Genomic DNA, 17,602 nt, shown 5'->3' with positions numbered 1-17,602 from the left:
CTCAGCGCTGGGCGGTCGGGCCCGGGGCGGATGCGGCCGCCGCGCGCTCGATGGCCTCGACCTGCGGCTGGTCCCAGCTGCCGCGCACCCGGAACTCGCGCGTGCCGGCCTGCTGCAGCGGCTCGCGCAGCAGGTACTGGGCGATGAAGGTGCCCAGCGCGATCGCGGGGTTCACCGCCGCATAGGCCAGCGACGCGGCGCCGGCGTTGAGTTCGGGCACCACCAGCATGTGCAGGTCCTGGGTCTCGCGCCGCATGTCGGCGCTGCCCTCCACCAGCACCGCGGCCTGCAGGCCGCGCAGGCGCAGGTTGCTGGTGCGCGCCACGCCGTCGGCCAGGCGGATGTCGCCGCTGATGTCGTCGAAAGAGAAGCCCTCCTGGAAGATGTCGCGGAAGTCCAGGGTCAGCCGGCGCGGCAGCGACTGCAGGCTGAGGATGCCCAGCAGCCGGCCGGCGCCGGGCTCCACCTTCAGGATCTGGCCCTCGCCCAGCGCCAGCTTGAGCTCGCCGCTGAGCATCGCGCCGGGCGGCTCCATCGGGCCGCCGGGCCAGCCCAGGCGGCCGCTGATCTCGCCCTTGCCGCCCTTGAGCACGCGGCCCAGTCCCCATTGCTCGAGCAGCGCGCCGCTGTCGGCCAGCTGCAGCGTCAGGTCCAGCCGGGTGCCGGGCTGGGGCTGGGCGCTCCAGCGGCCCTGGGCCTGCAGCCGGGCCTCGGGCCGCTGGATCAGCAGGCGGTTGATCGGCCACTCGCGCGCGTCGGCGGCGGTGGCGGGACTGTCGAGCTCCAGGCGGCCCAGGCGCTTGCCCTTCCAGTCGAGTTCGTTCACCACCACGTCCAGGGCTGGCAGGCCGCCGGCGCTGCGCGCAGGCTCGGGGGCGGGGCCGGGTCGGGCCTCGGCCACGGGGCTGTCGGGCACCGACAGGCGTGTCAGCCGGGCGACGATCTGGCCACCCGGCAGCGCGGCCGTGCCGGCCCGCCATTCCAGCTGGCCCTGGGCCTGGTCGGACTGCAGGCGCGCCTGCCACAGGCCGTCGGCCGGGCGGCGGCTGCCCGACAGCTGCACCTGGCTGAGCGGCAGCGCCGCGTTGTGCAGCGCCTGCGCGCTGGCGCGCAGCTCGGTGGGCAGCAGCGCGGCGGCGGACCCGCCCACGCCCGCATCGCTCCCCTGGCCGCGGGCCCAGGCCCACCATTCGTCCAGGTCCACCCGGCCCAGCTTCAGGCTGGCCAGCACGCCGGCGGCGGGCAGGGCTGGCGCCGCTTCGCCGATGCCCAGGCTGCCGCGCAGCACGCGCGGGCTGTCGCCCACCCCCTCGCGCTGGTACTCGGCGTGCAGCACCGGGCCCAGGTCGACGCGCAGGGTCTCGCGCGGCGGGCCGCCGCGGTTGTCCAGCGGGCTCAGCTGCACGCGCAGCGGCCAGCTCTCGGCGGCCGGCTTGCGCAGCGGCGCCGGCAGCTCGATCGCCAGGCCGCTGAGCGGGCTGGTGAACAGCGCCTCGGTGCGCTCGCCGACGAAGCCCAGCTGCAGCTGGTAGGGCGTGCTGCCGCTGGCCAGCTGGCCCAGGCGGGCCAGCGCACCCAGCTCGCTGGCCTGGCGCAGGCCCTCGGCGCTGGCCTGGCCCTGCACCTTTACCTGCACGCGGCCGTCGGGCTGGCTGCTGGCCTCGAAGCGGGCCTCGCCGCCCAGCGCCTGGGCCTGGCCGCCGCTGACCGAGAAGCCGCTGTCGCTGAACTCGATGCGCGCGCGCGCCTGGCGCAGCAGCGGCAGGTCGCGCCGCAAGCGCACATCGTTGCCGCCCAGCACCACGCTGCCCTGGACGGTGGCGCGGCTGGCGTCGTCCAGCGGGATGTCCAGCGCCAGCTTCAGGTCGGCGGCGCCGCTGCCCACCGCCTGGCCCAGCGCGCCGCGGGTCCAGCCGGCCACGGGCGAGGCGTCGACGAAGCGCAGCGCATCGGTCAGCGGCCCGCGGCCGGCGCCTTCGATGCGCAGGCGCGGGTGCTCGATCAGGTCGTCGATGCGGCCATTGACATCGTGCAGCGCCACGCCCCACAGCCGGGCCTTGGCGCGGCGGATGGCCATCGAGCCGCGGTCGAAGACCAGCTCGCCCGCGACATCGGTGAAGGCCGGCCAGCCGGGGCCCGGGCCGACCAGCGCGGCCGGCGCGTAGTCCAGCACCGCCCGCTCGACCTGGGCGGCGACGTGGAAATCGCCGTCGCTGCGGCCGGCGAAGGGGAAGTCCCACAGGTCGCCGCGCACGCGGAAGCTGGCGCGCGGCACCACGCCCTCGCGCACCGCCGCCTCGACATAGCGCCGCGCCGACGCCGCCACGCCCAGCGGCAGGTAGCGCGCCACCGCGGCGGCGCGCGCCTGCATCAGCTGGCCGCTCAGCTCCAGCGTGCCCGGGTAGCGCTGGCCGCGGCCGGGCGCGCCGGCGGCACCGTCGCCGGTGCGCCAGCGCAGCTGCAGGTCGCCGCGCGCGTCGGCATTGGCGAAGCGGCCGTCCTGGACGCGCAGCTCGATCTGCGGCGGACCGCCCTGGCGCCGCGGCTGCACGCTCCAGACCAGCCGGGCGTCGAACTCGTCCAGCGCCAGCACCGGGTCCTCGAAGACGCCGGGCAGCAGCAGCGCGCCCTGGCGCAGGCTCAGCTGGGCCTGGCCGCCGCGCTCGTCGGCGTCCAGCTCCAGGCCCACACCGCGCCAGCCGGGGCGGCCGACGCCACCGGCCTCGGGCGAGGCGCGCGAGGCGATCGCCAGGTCCTGCAGCCGGGCCTTGACGCGGTAGTGCTCGGGCTGCTGCAGCGGGCCGCTCCAGCGCGCCTGCAGGCCCAGCACCTGGCCGCGCGGCTCCAGCTCGGCCAGGGTCTGCCGCCAGGCGGGGGCCAGCGGCAGGTGCTCGGCCAGCGTGGCCAGCGCGCCCAGGTCGAGCCGGTCGCCCTCGATCTCGCCGGCGCCGGGGGTGTCCAGGTCCAGGCTGGACAGCTCGGGCTGACCGACCTGGGGCCGCCAGTGCACGGCCAGGCGGCTGCGCGGCCAGTGCAGGCCGTCGGCGGTGTCGAAGCGCAGGCCGTCGACCGCCAGGCGCCAGCCGTCGTCGCGGCGGTCGAGCTGCAGCCGGGTCTCCAGCCGGGCCAGCGCCAGCGGCGCCCGGGCGGACTGCAGCGGGAACGAGGTGGCGCCCAGCGCCACGTCCAGCGTGGTGTGCTGCCACTGGCCCTGGCGCGCCTCCAGCCAGACGCGCCAGTGGCCCGAGCCGCCCTGCAGCGCCAGCGGCACGCGCAGGTCGGCCAGCACCACCGCGCCCTCGATCCGCGGCCCCTGGGCGTAGAGCGTGCCGCTCCAGCGCTTCCAGTCGCCGGCGCGGGCCAGCAGCGGCTGCTGGAAGCGCCCGCGCAGGCTGATCTGCTCGCCCCAGTGCGCCGGGGGCAGGGCGTCGATGCGCCACTGGTGCTCGCGCAGGCCATTGCGCAGCACCGCGCTGAGCTGCTCCAGCGCCAGCGGCGGGGTGCCGCGCTGCTCGTCGATCAGCAGCAGGCGGCCGCGCTGGATGACCACCTCGGGCTGCTCGAACAGCCAGTCGGCGGCCGCCTCGCCCTGCAGCGAGGGGGCGTCGTCCAGACCCTGGCCGGCCACGTGCCAGCGGCCCTGGGCGTCGCGCCGCACCACGGCCTCCGGCCCGTCCAGGTGCAGCTGGCTCAGGCGCAGCTGCCAGGTCAGCAGCGAGCCGGGCGACACCGCGGCCACCACCCGCGGCAGGCGCAGCGCGCGCTGGCCGCGGTCGTCCTGCAGCTCCACCTCGCGCAGCTCCAGCACCGGCACCCAGCTGTTGGACACCACCTGCAGCGCGCCGATGCGCACCGGCAGCCCCAGCGCCCGGCTGGCGGCCTGCTCGATCTGCGGCCGCCAGTCGCCGATGCGCGGCAATATCCCCCAGTGCAGAGTCAGCCACGCCAGCAGCAGCACGCTCCACAGCGCCAGCACGGCGTACAGTAGGACGCGCAGGCCACGGCCAAACCACCGCTTCCAGGCGGGGGCGCTGACATGCACACCAGAAGGCGACGGGACGGAGGGGGACGCTGACATCAACTCACCAGACCACTTCCAACCGCCCGGCGTACGCTGCCCAGACGCCCGGCGGACGCGCTGGCCTGCTCGTTTCAATCTAGCACAGACCCCATGACCGCCCGATGGGTTCCTTACAAGCTGTGACCCCCTTGCCGACGGCCGCCGCCGACCACAGCCGCTTCGTCCAGCGGGTGCGCCGCCGCTACGACACCGAACGGGCGCTGCTGCCGCCCGGCGTGCCCGATGTCGCCACCATCACCGCGCTGGTGCGGCGCCTGCAGGCCGATGGCCGGCCGCTGGCCTCGGCGCTGCGCGTGGCGCGCCAGCTGGTGATCGAGCGGCTGGTGGTGCTGGATGTGGAGCAGGCCGTGCCGCTGGACGACGTGGTGCTGCCGATGACCCATCTGGCCGAGGCCACGCTGGAGCTGGCCCTGGCCCAGGCACGGCTGGAGATGGACGAGCGCCACGGCGCGCCACTGGACGAGCAGGGCCGGGTGATCGACTTCTGGATCATCGGCATGGGCAAGCTGGGCGCGCGCGAGCTGAATGTCTCGTCCGACATCGACCTGATCTACGTGTATGAGGACGAAGGCGAGACCACCGGCCCGCTGAAGATCACCGCCCACGAGTACTTCGCGGGCGTCGCCAAGAAGCTCTACGCGCTGATCGGCGACGTCACCGAGGACGGCTTCGTCTTCCGCGTGGACCTGGCGCTGCGCCCCAATGGCAACTCCGGCCCGCCGGTGGTCAGCCTGGCGATGCTGGAGGAGTACTTCCTGGTGCAAGGGCGCGAGTGGGAGCGCTTTGCCTGGCTCAAGAGCCGCGTGGTGGCGCCGCGCGCCAGCGTGGCCAGCGGCCGCGCGCTGCCGCTGCGCCAGCTGGTCACGCCCTTCGTCTACCGGCGCTACCTGGACTACGGCGTCTTCGAGGGCCTGCGCCAGCTGCACCGCAAGATCCGCGACGAGGCCCAGCGCCGCGCCGCCGGCCGGCCCGAACGGGCCAACGACGTGAAGCTCTCGCGCGGCGGCATCCGCGAGATCGAGTTCATCGTCCAGCTGCTGCAGGTGGCGCGCGGCGGCCAGTTCCCCGAGATCCGCACCCGCTCCACCCGCAGCGCGCTGGCCCGGCTGGTGGCCGGTGGCCTGATGAAGGCCGACACCGCCGCCGCGCTGACCGAGGCCTACGTCTTCCTTCGCCGCGTCGAGCACCGCATCCAGTACCTCGACGACCAGCAGACCCACCTGCTGCCCACCGCCGACGCCGACCTGGGCTGGATCGCCGCCGGCATGCAGCTGCAGTGCAACGCCGACGCCTGCGAGCTGCTGGACCAGCTGGGCCAGGTGCGCGAGCTGGTGGCCACCGAGTTCGACGCGCTGCTCCACGATGGCCGCTCGCCCGATGCGCCGCGCCCCGGCGGCGGCGGCTGCCGCAGCTGCGGCGCGCCGCTGCCGATCGACAGCGAGCAGCTGCTGGAGAAACTGCCGCCGGCGCTGGCCGAGCGCGTGCAGGGCTTCGCCCGTGGTCCCAAGGTGCAGGCGATGCGCGACGAAGGCCGGCTGCGCCTGGGCGTGCTGGTGCGCCGCGCCGCGCAGTACGTGGCCGACGAGGGCTGCAGCCTGGACGCGGCGCTGCGCTTCGTCGACTGGCTCGAGCCACTGCTGCGCCGCGAAAGCTACCTGGCGCTGCTGCAGGAGCGCACCGAGGTGCACAAGCGCCTGCTGCGCCTGCTGGGCCTGGCGCGCTGGCCGATGCGCTTCCTGATGCGCCACCCGGGCGTGATCGACGAGCTGGCCGACGAGCGGCAGATCGCCGAGCGCTTCGAGCGCGACAGCTTCGTCGCCGACCTGGACGCCCGCCACGCCGCCTGGGTGCGCGCCGGCGAGGCCGACGAGGGCGAACTGCTGGATACGCTGCGCCGCGCCCACCACGCCGAGGTCTTCCGCACGCTGGTGCGCGACGTCGAGCAACGCATCACGGTGGAGCAGGTGGCCGATGACCTGTCGGCGCTGGCCGACGCGGTGCTCGACACCTCGGCCCGCTGGGCCTGGGCCCACCTGCGCCAGCGCCACCGCGAGACGCCGCAGTTCGCGGTCATCGCCTACGGCAAGCTCGGCGGGCTGGAGCTGGGCTATGGCAGCGACCTGGACCTGGTCTTCCTGTACGACGACGCCGACGAGGCCGACCCTGATCAGGCGCAGATGGTCTACGCCGCCTTCGTGCGCAAGCTGATCACCTGGCTCACACTGCAGACCGCGGCCGGCGAGCTGTTCGACATCGACACCGCGCTGCGCCCCAACGGCAACTCGGGCCTGCTGGTGACCTCGATCACCTCGTTCGAGAACTACCAGATCGGCCGCGGCAGCAATGCTGCCTGGACCTGGGAGCACCAGGCCATCACGCGGGCGCGCTTCGTCACCGGCCCGGCGGCGCTGGCCGAGCGCTTCGAGGCCACGCGGCGCGCGGTGATCGCCTCCGAGCGCGACAACAGCGCGCTGCGCCAGGAGGTGGTGACGATGCGCGAGAAGGTGCGCTCAGCCCACCCGGTGGCCGAGGGCCGCTTCGACGTCAAGCACAGCGACGGCGGCATGATGGACGCCGAGTTCGCGGTGCAGTACCTGGTGCTGCACCACGGCGCGGGCCAGCCCAGCCTGCTGGACAACGCCGGCAACATCGCGCTGCTGCAGCGCGCCGAGGCCGCCGGCCTGCTGCCCGCCGGCGTGGGCGTGGCGGCCGCCGATGCCTACCGCGAGCTGCGCCGCGCCCAGCACCGCGCCCGCCTGGACGAGCGGCCCACGCACTTCGATCCCACCGAACTGGCGCCGCAGCGCGCCGCGATCCAGGCGCTGTGGCAGGCCGTGTTCGGCGGGCCGGCGTGAACCGCTGGGCCTGGCCCGGCGTGGCCCTGGCGCTGGCCCTGCTGGCCGGCGCGCTGTGGGGGGCCGACCGTGCCCGCTGGGACTGGCAGCCGGCGCTGGCCGCGGCCCAGCCCTGGCGCGCCTTCACGGCGGCGGGCGTGCACTGGAGCCCGATGCACCTGGCGATGAACCTGGGCGCCACCGCGCTGCTGGCCTGGCTGGGCTGGCGCGCCGGGGCCGGCCCGCGCGAAGCCCTGGCCTGGGCGCTGGCCTGGCCGCTGACCCAGCTGGGGCTGCTGATGCAACCCACGCTGCTGCATTTCGGCGGCCTGTCGGGGGTGCTGCATGCCGGCGTGGCGGTGCTGATCTGGCGCCTGGTGCGCCACAGCCACCCGCGCGAGCGCGCGATCGGCCTGGCGCTGGCCGCCGGCCTGCTGCTCAAGCTGGCGCTGGAAGCGCCCTGGCGCGGCGCGACGCGGGCGGTCGAGGGTTGGGATTTTGCGCTGGCGCCCGGCGCGCATGCCAGTGGCGCACTGGCCGGCGCCGTGGCGGCGCTGCTGATCTGTGGATGGACACGACATGACTGACCGGCGCACCCAGCTGGACGCGTTCGCGGTGGTCTGCCTGGTGGGCTGCGCGGCGCTGTGGGGCTTGAACCAGGTGGCCAGCAAGGTGGCGGTGCGCGACATCCCGCCGCTGCTGCAGGCCGGTCTGCGCTCGGCCGGTGCGGCGCTGCTGCTGTGGGCCTGGGCGCGGCGCCAGCGCATCAGCCTGAACCCCTTCGACGGCACGCTGCGCGGCGGACTGCTGGCCGGGGTGTTGTTCGCCGCCGAGTTCGGCTGCATCTTCGTCGGGCTGCAGTACACCACCGCGTCGCGCATGGCGGTGTTCATCTACCTCTCGCCCTTCGTGGTGGCGCTGGGCATGCCGCTGGTGGCGCCGGCCGAACGCCTGCGCGGCGCGCAGCTGGCGGGGCTGGTGGCCGCCTTTGCCGGCGTGGTGTGGGCCTTTGCCGAGGGCTTCAGCGCCCCGGCCGCCGGGCCGCAGCAGTGGTGGGGCGACGCGCTGGGCGTGCTGGCCGCGCTGCTGTGGGGCAGCACCACGCTGGCGATCCGCGCCAGCCGCCTGTCCACCGCGCCGCCCGAGAAGACGCTGATGTACCAGCTGGCCGTCTCGGCCGTGCTGCTGCTGGCCGCCAGCACGGTGGCCGGCGAGGCCTGGCCACGCGCCGCGGCGCCCACCGCCTGGGGCCTGCTGGCCTTCCAGATCGTCATCGTCACCTTCGCCAGCTACCTGCTGTGGTTCTGGCTGGTGCGCCACTACCAGGCCACCCAGGTCACCGCCTTCACGCTGCTGACGCCGATCTTCGGCCTGCTCTTCGGCGCCTGGCTGCTGGCCGAGCCCTTGACCGCGCGGCTGCTGGTGGCGGTGGCGGCGGTGTCCACCGGCATCTGGCTGGTCAGCCGGCCGCGTCGCTGAGCTGCGCCGGCGCCGGGTTTGCCCTGTCACGCGGGCGGCAGGCGGGGGCCGGACAGCGCCCTAGACTGCGCGCTTCACTGCAAGGAGACCCCGATGATCACGCTGTGCGGCATGGCCCTGTCCAACTACTACAACAAGGTCAAGCTGGTGCTGCTGGAAAAGCGCATCGCCTTCGACGAGGAGTTCGTCGGCACCGGCTCGCGCGAGGCGGCGGTGCTGGCGGCCTCGCCGCTGGCCAAGATCCCCTACATCCGCACCGAGCACGGCACGCTGTGCGAGAGCGAGGTCATCGTCCAGTACCTGGAGGACAGCTACCCGCAGGTGCCGCTGCTGCCGCGCGATGCCTGGGAGCGCGCCAAGGTGCGTGAGCTGACCACCTTCGTCGACCTGCACCTGGAGCTGGTGGTGCGCGAGCTGTACCCGCAGGCCTTCTTCGGCGGCACCGTCAGCGAGGAGGTGCAGGCCAGCGTGCGCAAGCGCCTGACGCGCCACATCGCCGGTTTCGCCCAGCTGGCGAAGTTCAGCCCCTTCGTGGCCGGCGAGCAGTTCACCACCGCCGACTGTGCGGCCTACGTCAGCCTGCCGCTGGTGGGCATGGCCACCAAGGCGGTGCTGGGTGAGGACCTGCTGGTGGCCGCTGGGATCGATTGGAAGGGCTACGTGAAGTCGCTGGCCGACCGGCCCAGCGTGCAGCGCGTCAACGCCGACCGCAAGGCCTGCCAGGACGCACAGCTGGCGGCGATGCGCGCGCGCTGAGCCCGGACGCAGCTTTACACGCCATCACACACGGGCGCGGAACTTTTTTCAGCGCCCCTTGTCAGACACCGCGTGGGTTGGGTTGTGGCGCTCCCCGGAGCGCCCTCCCCGGTCTCGGGTCGTGGGGCCCGGGACCGTCTTCTTGGAGCCGCGCGGCCTCTCCCTCCGGGGAGATGAACGCCTGGGGTGCACTCTCCTCCTCCCTCTCGTTGGTGCCCCGGGTCGCTGCGCGGCTCATTTCTTTTTCAGGCCGCCGCCCACCGGCCCTCAACGTCCGAAGCGCTGACCCTCGCTGAGCGAGTCGGCCTGGAAGCGGCCTGAGCGGTCGACCAGCCAGACCTCGGTCCAGGTGTGACCATGCACCTGGCCGGGCACCGGCAGGCGCTCCAGCCGCCGGATCAGCCCCACCACCCACGGCCCCACCTCCTTGGCAGCCGCCGGCTCGCGCACCAGGCGCACCGCGCGGATCCGGCCGTCGTCGTCGATGTCGGTCTCGGTGATCGCGATCGCGTGCATCAGCGCCGGCAACTGGCCCTTGAAGACATGCGTCGGGAAGGCCTCGTAGACCATCCGCGCGGCGTCGCGCCGGTAACTGCGCTCGTCCGAGGCCCCGGACACCGGGGCGTCGGCGCGCGGCAGCGGCAGCGGCACATGGTTGAACTGGGCCCAGGCCGCGCCAGTGGACGCAAGCGGGACCAGGACGAGTGCGGCGCGGCAGACGGCGCGACGCAGGCAGGGCAGGGCGGCGGTCTTCATGCCCTGCTTTGTCGGCCAAAACCCGGCCGACCTGATGGAACCGGATGCAACAGGCGTGACGAAGCCGCCCGGAGCTGTCAGCGCATGTAGCCCTTGCGCCGGAAGTAGTACAGCGGCGCCGCCACCGAGGCCGCCATCAGCGCCAGCGCGAAGGGGTAGCCCCAGGGCTGGGCCAGCTCGGGCATGTGCTGGAAGTTCATGCCGTAGATGCTGGCGATCAGCGTGGGCGGCAGCAGCGCCACGCTGGCCACCGAGAAGATCTTGATGATCTTGTTCTGGTTGATGTTGATGAAGCCGACCGTGGCGTCCATCAGGAAGTTGATCTTGTCGAACAGGAAGGCGGTGTGGCTGTCGAGCGAGTCGATGTCGCGCAGGATCTGCCGCGCCTCCTCGAACTGTTCGGCGTTGAGCATGCGGCTGCGCATCATGAAGCTCACCGCGCGGCGGGTGTCCATCACGTTGCGGCGGATGCGGCCGTTCAGGTCCTCTTCCTTGGCGATCGCGGCCAGCGCCTCGCCGGCGGCGCGGTCGTCCACGTCCTGCTTGAGCACCCGCGCCGAGACCGACTCCAGCGCGTCGTAGATGCCTTCGAGCGCGTCGGCCGAGTACTCGGCGTCGGCGTCGTAGAGCTTGAGCAGCACGTCCTTGGCGTCCTCGATCAGCGCCGGGTTGCGCCGGGCGCGCAGGCGCAGCAGGCGGAACACCGGCAGGTCCTCCTCGTGCACCGAGAACAGGATGCCGTTGAACAGGATGAAGGCCACCCGCACGTTGCGCGGCGTGACGTCGTCGTCGATCAGGAAGTCCGAGCGGATGTGCAGCTCGCCGTTGTCCTCCTCGTAGAAACGGGCGGACTCTTCCAGGTCGTCGTCGACGATGTTGTTGGGGATCTGCAGGCCGAAGCGGCCGGCGATCCAGCCGATCTCCTCGGCGGTGGGGGCTTCCAGGTCGACCCACACCGGCTGGACCTGGGCCAGGTCGGCGGCGGAGTCGATCTCTTCCTGCAGCAGGCGGCCGCTGAGGCGGCCTTTATCCAGCGTGAAGACGTTGAGCATGGGGCATCCAGCTGTCACGGGGCTGCAGCAGGCAGCCCGGGTGCGGTTCGGGGCGGGGGAAGACCGTCCGGGTCCGCACGGGCGCTGGGCCCTCTAGCCTGGGTGCTAGGCGGAGCGGACGGTCACCGAGGGTGCGGTGTGTCCAAGCGCGTGGCTCCGGTCATCAAGATGCGCTGATTATGGTGCAAGTTCAGGCGCCCTCGGCGCCCAGCAGGCGTTCGATCGTCTCGATCAGCTGCAGCGGGCTGAAGGGCTTGATCAGGTACTCGTCGGCGCCGGCCTGCTCGCCGGCCTCGCGGTCCTTCTGCTGGCCGCGGGCGGTCAGCAGCACCACCTTGGAGCCGGCCATCTCGGGGTCGCTCTTGATGCGCTGGCAGACCTGCAGGCCGTCGATCTCGCCGGGCATCATCACGTCGAGCAGCAGGATGTCGGGCTTGATCGCCTGGGCCATGCGCAGGCCGAAGGAGCCGTCCGCCGCTTCGTGGATCTCGTAGTTCTCGAACTCGAGCGTCATGCGGATGAGTTTGCGGATGTCCGCCTGGTCCTCGACGATCAGCACTCGTTTCATCGCTCGTCTCCAATGGGGGCGCCGGTGCGGCGGCGGGCGCGTTCCTGCAGGGCCGCCAGGTCCTGGGCGAAGCGCGCGGCCTGCAGCTGCGCGCTGGATGCATCGGCGTGGAAGGGCGCGCCGGTGGGCAGCTCGACGATCAGGTCGCGGGTGTCATCGTCCTGCTCGATGCGCAGCTCGCCGCCGTGGGCCCGGGCGATGGCCTCGGCCAGGTCACGCGCCGGGCCGTCGTGGTCGGTGGTGAAGGCCCGCGTGCCCAGCAGCACGATCTGGGTGTGTGAGCCGACAGGACGGTGTTCCATCTCGATCGGACAGCCCGGGGCATTGACCATGGCCGATTCTATGCACTCGCTCAGCAGGCGCCGCAGCCAGCGGCCACTGCCGTAGAGCGCACCCAGCGCGCGCGGGTCGGCGTGCGGCCGGAACTGCGCCTGCACGCCCAGCAGCGCGGCCATCGGCGCCTGTTCCTGCCAGGCCTGCTGCAGCAGCGGCCAGGGCTCCAGGCGCTCGGTGGGCAAGGGTTGCAGTTCCTGCCGCAGGCGCAGCAGATCGGCGCGGGCGGTCAGCACCCGCAGGCCGGCGTCCAGCGCGGCGAGCTGCCGGGCCTGCCGCTGGGCGTCGGGGGTCAGCCGGGCCAGCTGCAGCTGGTGACGCAGCGAACCCAGCTGGCGGCCGAGGTCGGTGGCGTCCGCGTCCGCGGTGGGCAGGTCAAGAGTGGCGGTCATGGCGGGCGGCTGGCGTGGGCACGGCACCGGGTGGCAAACACGTCCCGGCCCCTGGCCTATCGGCCGCCGGCGCACCGACTTGAGGGCCTGCCGGGCAGGGCGCGCAGCGACAGTCCGATGCGGTGACAACTGACCAGTCTACCCGCCACTTTCGCGCGCCACCATCCTTGTCAAAGGCCCCCCCGGGGAGCACACTGGGTCGGACGCGGCGGCCTCATCCGCCGGCCGCGGGCCGCAGCCCCCGGGGCTGCGAAGCGCAACCTCCCGAGAAAGGACGCCCCGATGAATCTGACGATCAGCGGCCATCACCTTGAAGTGACCCCTGCGCTGCGTGAGTATGTGCTCACTAAGCTAGAGCGCGTCACGCGGCATTTCGACCAGGTGGTGGATGTGAGCGTGTTGCTCACGGTCGAGAAGAACAAGGAGAAGGAACGACGCCAGAAGGCCGAGGTCACTCTCCACGTCAAGGGCAGGGACATCTTCGTCGAGCAGTCGCACGAGGACCTCTACGCCGCGATCGACCAGCTGATGGACAAGCTCGACCGCCAGGTGGGTCGCCACAAGGACCGCATCCAGGACCACCACCACGCCTCGCCCAAGCGCCAGGAAGTGCCGGCGCCGTGACACCTGCCACGGCCTGAGTGGCTGAACAAGGAAGGCGGCCTGCGGGCCGCCTTGTCTTTTCCGGCGAATATCGGCAGGATGTTGCTGCAACGCAGCATCACCGGGTCAACCCAGCGCGCCGAGGGGCCGTTCAAGTTCCCATCATGAAGCGTCGATTCTTATAATCCGCAGCCTTTTGTCCGCCCACCGGCGCATGCGTCCGGTGCCCACGAACGCCTCCGACACCCGCCGCCATGAACCGCCTCGCCGCCATCCTGCCCGTTGCCAATGTGGCCGTGGGTGTGGACGCCACCAGCAAGAAGCGCGTGTTCGAGCACGCGGGCCTGCTGTTCGAGAACCAGCACGCGATCGCCCGCGCCACGGTGACCGACAACCTGTTCGCCCGCGAACGCCTGGGCTCCACCGGCCTGGGTCATGGCGTGGCGGTGCCGCATGGCCGCATCAAGGGCCTGAAGAATCCGCTGGCGGCGGTGCTGCGCGTGCAGCAGCCGATCGCCTTCGACGCCCCCGACGACGAGCCGGTCAGCCTGCTGATCTTCCTGCTGGTCCCCGAGGCGGCCACGCAGCGTCACCTGGAGATCCTCTCCGAGATCGCCGAGCTGCTGTCCGACCGCGACCTGCGCGAGAAGCTCAAGGCCGAGGCCGACCCGGCCGAGGTGCACCGCCTGATCGCCGGCTGGGAGCCGCTGAAGTCGGTCGCCTGACCCGGCAGCGCTCCGCGTGAAGCCGATCTCCATCAGCGCCGAGGCGCTCTTCGAGGAGCACCAGCCGGCGCTGAAATGGGAGTGGATCGCCGGCCACGCCCACCCGGAGCGCCGCTTCGATGAAGCCGCGGTGCGCGATGCGCGCTCGGCCGCCGACCTGGTCGGCTACCTGAACTACATCCACCCCTACCGGGTGCAGCTGGTCGGCCGCCGTGAGGTGGCCTACCTGTCTGAATCGGCGGCGGCGCCCGAGGTGCAGGAGCGCCGCATCCAGCGCATCGTCACGCTGGAGCCGCCGGTGATCATCGTCGCCGACGGCGAGCGCGCCCCCGACCGCCTGGTCGCGATGTGCGACCGCGCCGAGATCCCGCTGTTCACCACCCAGCATTCCGCCGGCCACGTGATCGACGTGGTGCGCGCCTACCTGAGCCAGCTGATGGCCGAGCGCACCACGCGCCACGGGGTCTTCATGGACATCCTGGGCGTGGGTGTGCTGCTGACCGGTGAATCGGGCCTGGGCAAGAGCGAACTGGGCCTGGAGCTGATCTCGCGCGGCCACGGCCTGGTGGCCGATGACGCCGTCGACATCTACCGCGTGGCGCAGAACACCCTGGAAGGCCGCTGCCCCGAGCTGCTGCTGAACCTGCTGGAAGTGCGCGGCATCGGCCTGCTCGACATCAAGGCCATCTTCGGCGAGACCGCGGTGCGCCGCAAGATGCGCGTCAAGCTGATCGTCCACCTGGTCCGCAAGGAAACCATGGACCGCGAGTTCGAGCGCCTGCCCTACGAACCCCTCTATGAAGAGGTGCTGGGCGTGCCGGTGCGCAAGGTGGTGATCGCGGTGGACGCCGGCCGCAACCTGGCGGTGCTGGTGGAGGCGGCGGTGCGCAACACCATCCTGCAGCTGCGCGGGATCGACACCTACCAGGAGTTCATTGCCCGCCACCAGGCGGCAATGGAGCAGAACCGGGATTCTTGACCGGGCGGTGCTCGCAGTGTTCGCGGGTGCACACGGCGTACAGCGACAGCGCGTGCTCCTGCAACTGGAAGCCGTTGCGCGCGGCGATGTCGCGCTGACGCGCCTCGATCTCGGGGTCGAAGAACTCCTCCACCCGGCCGCAGGTCATGCACACCAGATGGTCGTGGTGCTGGCCCTCGTTGAGCTCGAACACCGACTTGCCCGACTCGAAATGGCTGCGCGCCAGGATGCCCGCCTGCTCGAACTGCATCAGCACCCGGTAGACCGTGGCCAGGCCGATGTCGGACCCTTCGGCCAGCAGGGCCTTGAAGACGTCCTCGGCCGTCATGTGCCGCAGCGTCGAGGTCTGGAAGACTTCGAGGATGCGGATGCGCGGCAGCGTGGCCTTCAGGCCGCTGCTCTTGAGTTCGTCGGCGTGCGTCATGGCAGGGTGTGGAGCCGGGTGCGCACCCCGGTCGGGGGCGCACCGCTAGAATCACCCGATCATAGCCATCTCGGCGGCCACCGCGCAGCGGCGGCCCTGCGAAACCCTGCGACACGCGTCGCCTGCTCCGTCCTGCCGCATGCCGATCACCCACCTTCCCCGCGCCGCCGCCCGCCGCCTTCCCGTCCTGGCGCTCGTGCTGACGGCCACGCTGGCGAGCAGCGGCTGCGCCGTCGTCGACCAGTCCATGCACGCCGTGGCCGGTCTGCTGACGCCCTACCGCGCCGACATCCTGCAGGGCAACGTCGTCACGCGTGAACAGGCCCAGAACCTGAAGCCGGGCCTGAGCCGCGACCAGGTCCGCCAGCTGCTGGGCGCGCCGCTGCTGGCCGACCCCTTCCATGCGGACCGCTGGGACTACGTCTTCATGATCCGCCGCCAGGGCGTCGAGCCGCAGCGCCGCAACCTGGTGGTCTGGTTCGAGGGCGAGCGGGTCAGCAAGGTCGAAGGCGCCGACATGCCCAGCGAGTACGAATTCGTCGCCGCCATGTCCAAGGCGCCGCCCTCCGAAGGCAACCGCAAGCTGGCCCTGAACGACGACGAGCGCGCGGCCCTGCCGCCGCCGGCGCCGCGCGCGGCCGCGTCGTCCGTCTTCGCGCCGCAGGGCGCGGTGCGCAGCTACCCGCCGCTGGAGCCGCAATGACCGCGCCGCTGCGGGTGGCGGTGGCCGGCGCCTCCGGCCGCATGGGCCGCATGCTGATCGAGGCGGTGCAGGCCGCCGACGACTGCGTGCTGGCCGGCGCGCTGGACATGCCCGGCAGCCCGGCGCTGGGCCACGATGCTGCCGCCTGGCTGGGCCAGACCAGTGGCGTGCTGATCACGGCCGACCTGGACCAGGGCCTGGCCGACGCTGAGGTGCTGATCGACTTCACCCGCCCCGAAGGCACGCTGGCCCACCTGGCCGTCTGCCGCCGCCTGGGTGTGAAGCTGGTGATCGGCACCACCGGCTTCACGGAATCGCAGAAGGCCGAGATCGTCGCTGGCGCGCAGCACACCGCGGTGGTGATGGCGCCCAACATGAGCGTCGGCGTCAACGTCGTGATGCGCCTGCTGGACATGGCCGCGCGCGCGCTGAACCAGGGCTACGACATCGAGGTCATCGAGGCCCACCACCGCCACAAGGTCGACGCCCCCAGCGGCACCGCGCTGGCGATGGGCGAGGTGGTGGCCGCGGCGCTGGGCCGCGACCTGAAGGACTGCGCGGTCTACGGCCGCGAGGGCCACACCGGCGCGCGCGACCCGTCCACCATCGGCTTTGCCACGGTGCGCGGTGGCGACATCGTCGGCGACCACACCGTGCTGTTCGCCGGCATCGGCGAGCGCATCGAGATCAGCCACAAGTCCTCCAGCCGCGTCGGCTATGCCCAGGGCAGCCTGCGCGCGGCGCGCTTCCTGCGCGCCCACGCCAGCGGCCTGTTCGGCATGAACGAGGTGCTGGGTCTCTGATGGACGGCCTGGCCGGTTTCTGGGCGCAGAGCGACGCCATCGGGCGGACGGTGGCGGCGCTGCTGCTGCTGATGTCCATCGGCGCCTGGGTGGTCATCCTCTGGAAGGTCTGGGTGCTGCGCCGCGCCCGCCGTGGCCTGGTCGAGGGCATCGCTGCCTTCTGGGAGGCGCCGGACCTGGCCCAGGCGAGTGCGCGCGCCGCCGCGCTCGACCCTGAGGGCCTGCTGCGCCCGCTGATCGACGCTGCCGCCGCCAGCGCGCCGGCCGGCACGCTGCAGGACCGCGCCCAGCCGGGCGACCAGCTGACGCGCCGGCTGCGCGACGCACTGCACCGCGCGCTGGCCCACCTGCAGACCGGCCAGGTCTTTCTCGCCTCGGTGGGTTCCACCGCGCCCTTCATCGGCCTCTTTGGCACCGTCTGGGGCATCTACCACGCGCTGCTGGGCCTGGGCACCGGCGGCGCGATCAGCATCGAGCGCATCGCCGGCCCGGTCGGCGAGGCCCTGGTGATGACCGCCGCTGGCCTGGCGGTGGCGATTCCCGCGGTGCTGGCCTACAACCTGTTCGGCAAGTGGGTCGGCGCCTGCGAGGCCGAACTCGAAGGCTTCGCGCATGACCTGCGCGGGCTGGCCTTGGCGTCATGAGCTTCGGCCGGCTCGAGCGCACCTCGGCGCCCGCGCCGATGAGCGACATCAACATGACGCCGCTGATCGACGTCATGCTGGTGCTGCTGGTGATCTTCATGGTCACCGCGCCGCTGATGGCCAGCAGCCTGCGCCTGGACCTGCCGGCCACCGAGGGCGCCACGCCCAGCGACGCACCGCAGACGCTGATCGTGGCCCTCGACGCCGAGGGCCGGCTGTTCATCGCCGAGGAGCGCAGTGACCTTGCTGCGCTGGCCCAGCGCGCCGAGCGCACCGCCCGCGAGCATCCCCGCACCGAGGTGCAGCTGCGCGCCGACGCCCGCGTGCCCTACGGCCAGGTGGCCGAGGTGCTGGGCGTGCTGCAGACCGCCGGTCTGAGCCACATCGCCTTCGTCGCCCAGCCCAAGCCGGCGCCGAAGTAGGCGTGGCCTGGCGGCGTGCCCCGGTGCTGAGCCCGAGAGCTGAGCCCG

The 17,602-nt window shown here is 72.5% G+C and carries 17 protein-coding genes; 11 read left to right on the top strand and 6 right to left on the bottom strand.

The features are described 5' to 3' along the window. Window position 1: 1 nt before the first annotated feature. Window positions 2–4,078: a YhdP family protein gene (locus tag KAK07_RS08005; RefSeq protein WP_256441064.1), complete on the bottom strand. Its 4,077-nt coding sequence runs from the start codon at window positions 4,076–4,078 to the stop codon at window positions 2–4. 104 nt (window positions 4,079–4,182) lie between these two features. On the opposite strand from KAK07_RS08005, the gene glnE reads away from it, so the two are divergent. The 4 genes from glnE (at window position 4,183) to KAK07_RS07985 (ending at window position 9,150) form a co-directional block, all read left to right on the top strand. Beyond that, window positions 4,183–6,936, top strand: coding sequence for a bifunctional [glutamate--ammonia ligase]-adenylyl-L-tyrosine phosphorylase/[glutamate--ammonia-ligase] adenylyltransferase (gene glnE / locus KAK07_RS08000; RefSeq protein WP_210852730.1), 2,754 nt, complete (start codon window positions 4,183–4,185; stop codon window positions 6,934–6,936). Continuing rightward, window positions 6,933–7,502 carry a rhomboid family intramembrane serine protease gene (locus KAK07_RS07995; RefSeq protein ID WP_210860106.1) on the top strand — a complete coding sequence of 190 codons (570 nt, stop codon included), beginning with the start codon at window positions 6,933–6,935 and terminating at the stop codon, window positions 7,500–7,502. Before glnE ends, KAK07_RS07995 begins: the two co-directional genes overlap by 4 nt. Beyond that, on the top strand, window positions 7,495–8,394 hold the full coding sequence (locus KAK07_RS07990) for a DMT family transporter (RefSeq protein WP_210852726.1): 900 nt from the start codon (window positions 7,495–7,497) through the stop codon (window positions 8,392–8,394). The genes KAK07_RS07995 and KAK07_RS07990 overlap by 8 nt, the downstream gene beginning before the upstream one ends. Before the next feature lie 93 nt (window positions 8,395–8,487). Next, the gene (locus tag KAK07_RS07985; RefSeq protein WP_210860100.1) at window positions 8,488–9,150 is read left to right on the top strand and encodes a glutathione S-transferase; all 663 of its coding nucleotides are present in this window, start codon (window positions 8,488–8,490) and stop codon (window positions 9,148–9,150) included. 267 nt (window positions 9,151–9,417) lie between these two features. Here the strand turns inward: KAK07_RS07985 and KAK07_RS07980 are convergent, their stop codons facing one another. The 4 genes from KAK07_RS07980 to KAK07_RS07965 form a co-directional block, all read right to left on the bottom strand. Next, entirely contained in the window at window positions 9,418–9,906 is a 489-nt protein-coding gene (locus KAK07_RS07980; protein ID WP_210852723.1) for a hypothetical protein, read from the bottom strand. A gap of 77 nt (window positions 9,907–9,983) precedes the next feature. After that, window positions 9,984–10,958, bottom strand: a complete 975-nt coding sequence (corA, locus tag KAK07_RS07975) for a magnesium/cobalt transporter CorA (RefSeq protein WP_210852721.1) — start codon at window positions 10,956–10,958, stop codon at window positions 9,984–9,986. A gap of 190 nt (window positions 10,959–11,148) precedes the next feature. Then, a complete protein-coding gene (locus KAK07_RS07970; protein WP_210860099.1) occupies window positions 11,149–11,526 on the bottom strand; it encodes a response regulator transcription factor in 378 nt (125 codons plus the stop codon). After that, window positions 11,523–12,251, bottom strand: a complete 729-nt coding sequence (locus tag KAK07_RS07965; RefSeq protein ID WP_210860098.1) for an ATP-binding protein — start codon at window positions 12,249–12,251, stop codon at window positions 11,523–11,525. The genes KAK07_RS07970 and KAK07_RS07965 overlap by 4 nt, the downstream gene beginning before the upstream one ends. 282 nt (window positions 12,252–12,533) lie before the next feature. Here KAK07_RS07965 and hpf point away from each other — a divergent pair, with 282 nt between their 5' ends. The 3 genes from hpf to hprK all read left to right on the top strand — a co-directional run bounded on the left by hpf (window position 12,534) and on the right by hprK (window position 14,558). Next, on the top strand, window positions 12,534–12,875 hold the full coding sequence (hpf, locus tag KAK07_RS07960) for a ribosome hibernation-promoting factor, HPF/YfiA family (RefSeq protein ID WP_210852716.1): 342 nt from the start codon (window positions 12,534–12,536) through the stop codon (window positions 12,873–12,875). Between the two features lie 233 nt (window positions 12,876–13,108). Beyond that, a complete protein-coding gene (locus KAK07_RS07955) occupies window positions 13,109–13,579 on the top strand; it encodes a PTS sugar transporter subunit IIA (protein ID WP_210852714.1) in 471 nt (156 codons plus the stop codon). A gap of 16 nt (window positions 13,580–13,595) precedes the next feature. Then, on the top strand, window positions 13,596–14,558 hold the full coding sequence (hprK, locus tag KAK07_RS07950) for an HPr(Ser) kinase/phosphatase (protein ID WP_210852712.1): 963 nt from the start codon (window positions 13,596–13,598) through the stop codon (window positions 14,556–14,558). Here the strand turns inward: hprK and fur are convergent. Continuing rightward, a complete protein-coding gene (gene fur / locus KAK07_RS07945; RefSeq protein ID WP_210852709.1) occupies window positions 14,512–14,982 on the bottom strand; it encodes a ferric iron uptake transcriptional regulator in 471 nt (156 codons plus the stop codon). The two genes, hprK and fur, sit on opposite strands and share 47 nt — an antisense overlap. A gap of 139 nt (window positions 14,983–15,121) precedes the next feature. Between fur and KAK07_RS07940 the strand changes: the two genes are divergently transcribed. Genes KAK07_RS07940 through KAK07_RS07925 form a run of 4 tightly spaced genes read left to right on the top strand, consistent with a single transcriptional unit; the run spans window position 15,122 to window position 17,554 of the window. After that, window positions 15,122–15,685 carry an outer membrane protein assembly factor BamE gene (locus KAK07_RS07940; RefSeq protein WP_210860097.1) on the top strand — a complete coding sequence of 188 codons (564 nt, stop codon included), beginning with the start codon at window positions 15,122–15,124 and terminating at the stop codon, window positions 15,683–15,685. Continuing rightward, window positions 15,682–16,488 (top strand): 4-hydroxy-tetrahydrodipicolinate reductase, encoded by an 807-nt coding sequence (gene dapB / locus KAK07_RS07935; RefSeq protein ID WP_210860096.1) that lies wholly within the window; start codon window positions 15,682–15,684, stop codon window positions 16,486–16,488. The genes KAK07_RS07940 and dapB overlap by 4 nt, the downstream gene beginning before the upstream one ends. Then, the gene (locus KAK07_RS07930) at window positions 16,488–17,132 is read left to right on the top strand and encodes a MotA/TolQ/ExbB proton channel family protein (RefSeq protein ID WP_210860095.1); all 645 of its coding nucleotides are present in this window, start codon (window positions 16,488–16,490) and stop codon (window positions 17,130–17,132) included. Before dapB ends, KAK07_RS07930 begins: the two co-directional genes overlap by 1 nt. After that, window positions 17,129–17,554 (top strand): ExbD/TolR family protein, encoded by a 426-nt coding sequence (locus KAK07_RS07925; RefSeq protein WP_210852696.1) that lies wholly within the window; start codon window positions 17,129–17,131, stop codon window positions 17,552–17,554. The genes KAK07_RS07930 and KAK07_RS07925 overlap by 4 nt, the downstream gene beginning before the upstream one ends. Window positions 17,555–17,602: the final 48 nt, after the last annotated feature.

Origin of the sequence: Ideonella alba, assembly GCF_018069875.1 — a bacterium.
Taxonomy (GTDB): domain Bacteria; phylum Pseudomonadota; class Gammaproteobacteria; order Burkholderiales; family Burkholderiaceae_C; genus Ideonella; species Ideonella alba.
Note: the sequence above shows the minus strand (reverse complement) of the source record. Positions and strands in the feature narration are given on the sequence as shown.

Bases quoted from the DNA above. Each gene is read 5' to 3' on its own strand.
- KAK07_RS08005 (WP_256441064.1), bottom strand. From the start codon at position 4,078: ATGTCAGCGTCCCCCTCCGTCCCGTCGCCTTCTGGTGTGCATGTCAGC.
- glnE (WP_210852730.1), top strand. From the start codon at position 4,183: ATGGGTTCCTTACAAGCTGTGACCCCCTTGCCGACGGCCGCCGCCGAC.
- KAK07_RS07990 (WP_210852726.1), top strand. From the start codon at position 7,495: ATGACTGACCGGCGCACCCAGCTGGACGCGTTCGCGGTGGTCTGCCTG.
- KAK07_RS07985 (WP_210860100.1), top strand. From the start codon at position 8,488: ATGATCACGCTGTGCGGCATGGCCCTGTCCAACTACTACAACAAGGTC.
- KAK07_RS07980 (WP_210852723.1), bottom strand. From the start codon at position 9,906: ATGAAGACCGCCGCCCTGCCCTGCCTGCGTCGCGCCGTCTGCCGCGCC.
- corA (WP_210852721.1), bottom strand. From the start codon at position 10,958: ATGCTCAACGTCTTCACGCTGGATAAAGGCCGCCTCAGCGGCCGCCTG.
- KAK07_RS07970 (WP_210860099.1), bottom strand. From the start codon at position 11,526: ATGAAACGAGTGCTGATCGTCGAGGACCAGGCGGACATCCGCAAACTC.
- KAK07_RS07965 (WP_210860098.1), bottom strand. From the start codon at position 12,251: ATGACCGCCACTCTTGACCTGCCCACCGCGGACGCGGACGCCACCGAC.
- hpf (WP_210852716.1), top strand. From the start codon at position 12,534: ATGAATCTGACGATCAGCGGCCATCACCTTGAAGTGACCCCTGCGCTG.
- KAK07_RS07955 (WP_210852714.1), top strand. From the start codon at position 13,109: ATGAACCGCCTCGCCGCCATCCTGCCCGTTGCCAATGTGGCCGTGGGT.
- fur (WP_210852709.1), bottom strand. From the start codon at position 14,982: ATGACGCACGCCGACGAACTCAAGAGCAGCGGCCTGAAGGCCACGCTG.
- KAK07_RS07940 (WP_210860097.1), top strand. From the start codon at position 15,122: ATGCCGATCACCCACCTTCCCCGCGCCGCCGCCCGCCGCCTTCCCGTC.
- dapB (WP_210860096.1), top strand. From the start codon at position 15,682: ATGACCGCGCCGCTGCGGGTGGCGGTGGCCGGCGCCTCCGGCCGCATG.
- KAK07_RS07930 (WP_210860095.1), top strand. From the start codon at position 16,488: ATGGACGGCCTGGCCGGTTTCTGGGCGCAGAGCGACGCCATCGGGCGG.
- KAK07_RS07925 (WP_210852696.1), top strand. From the start codon at position 17,129: ATGAGCTTCGGCCGGCTCGAGCGCACCTCGGCGCCCGCGCCGATGAGC.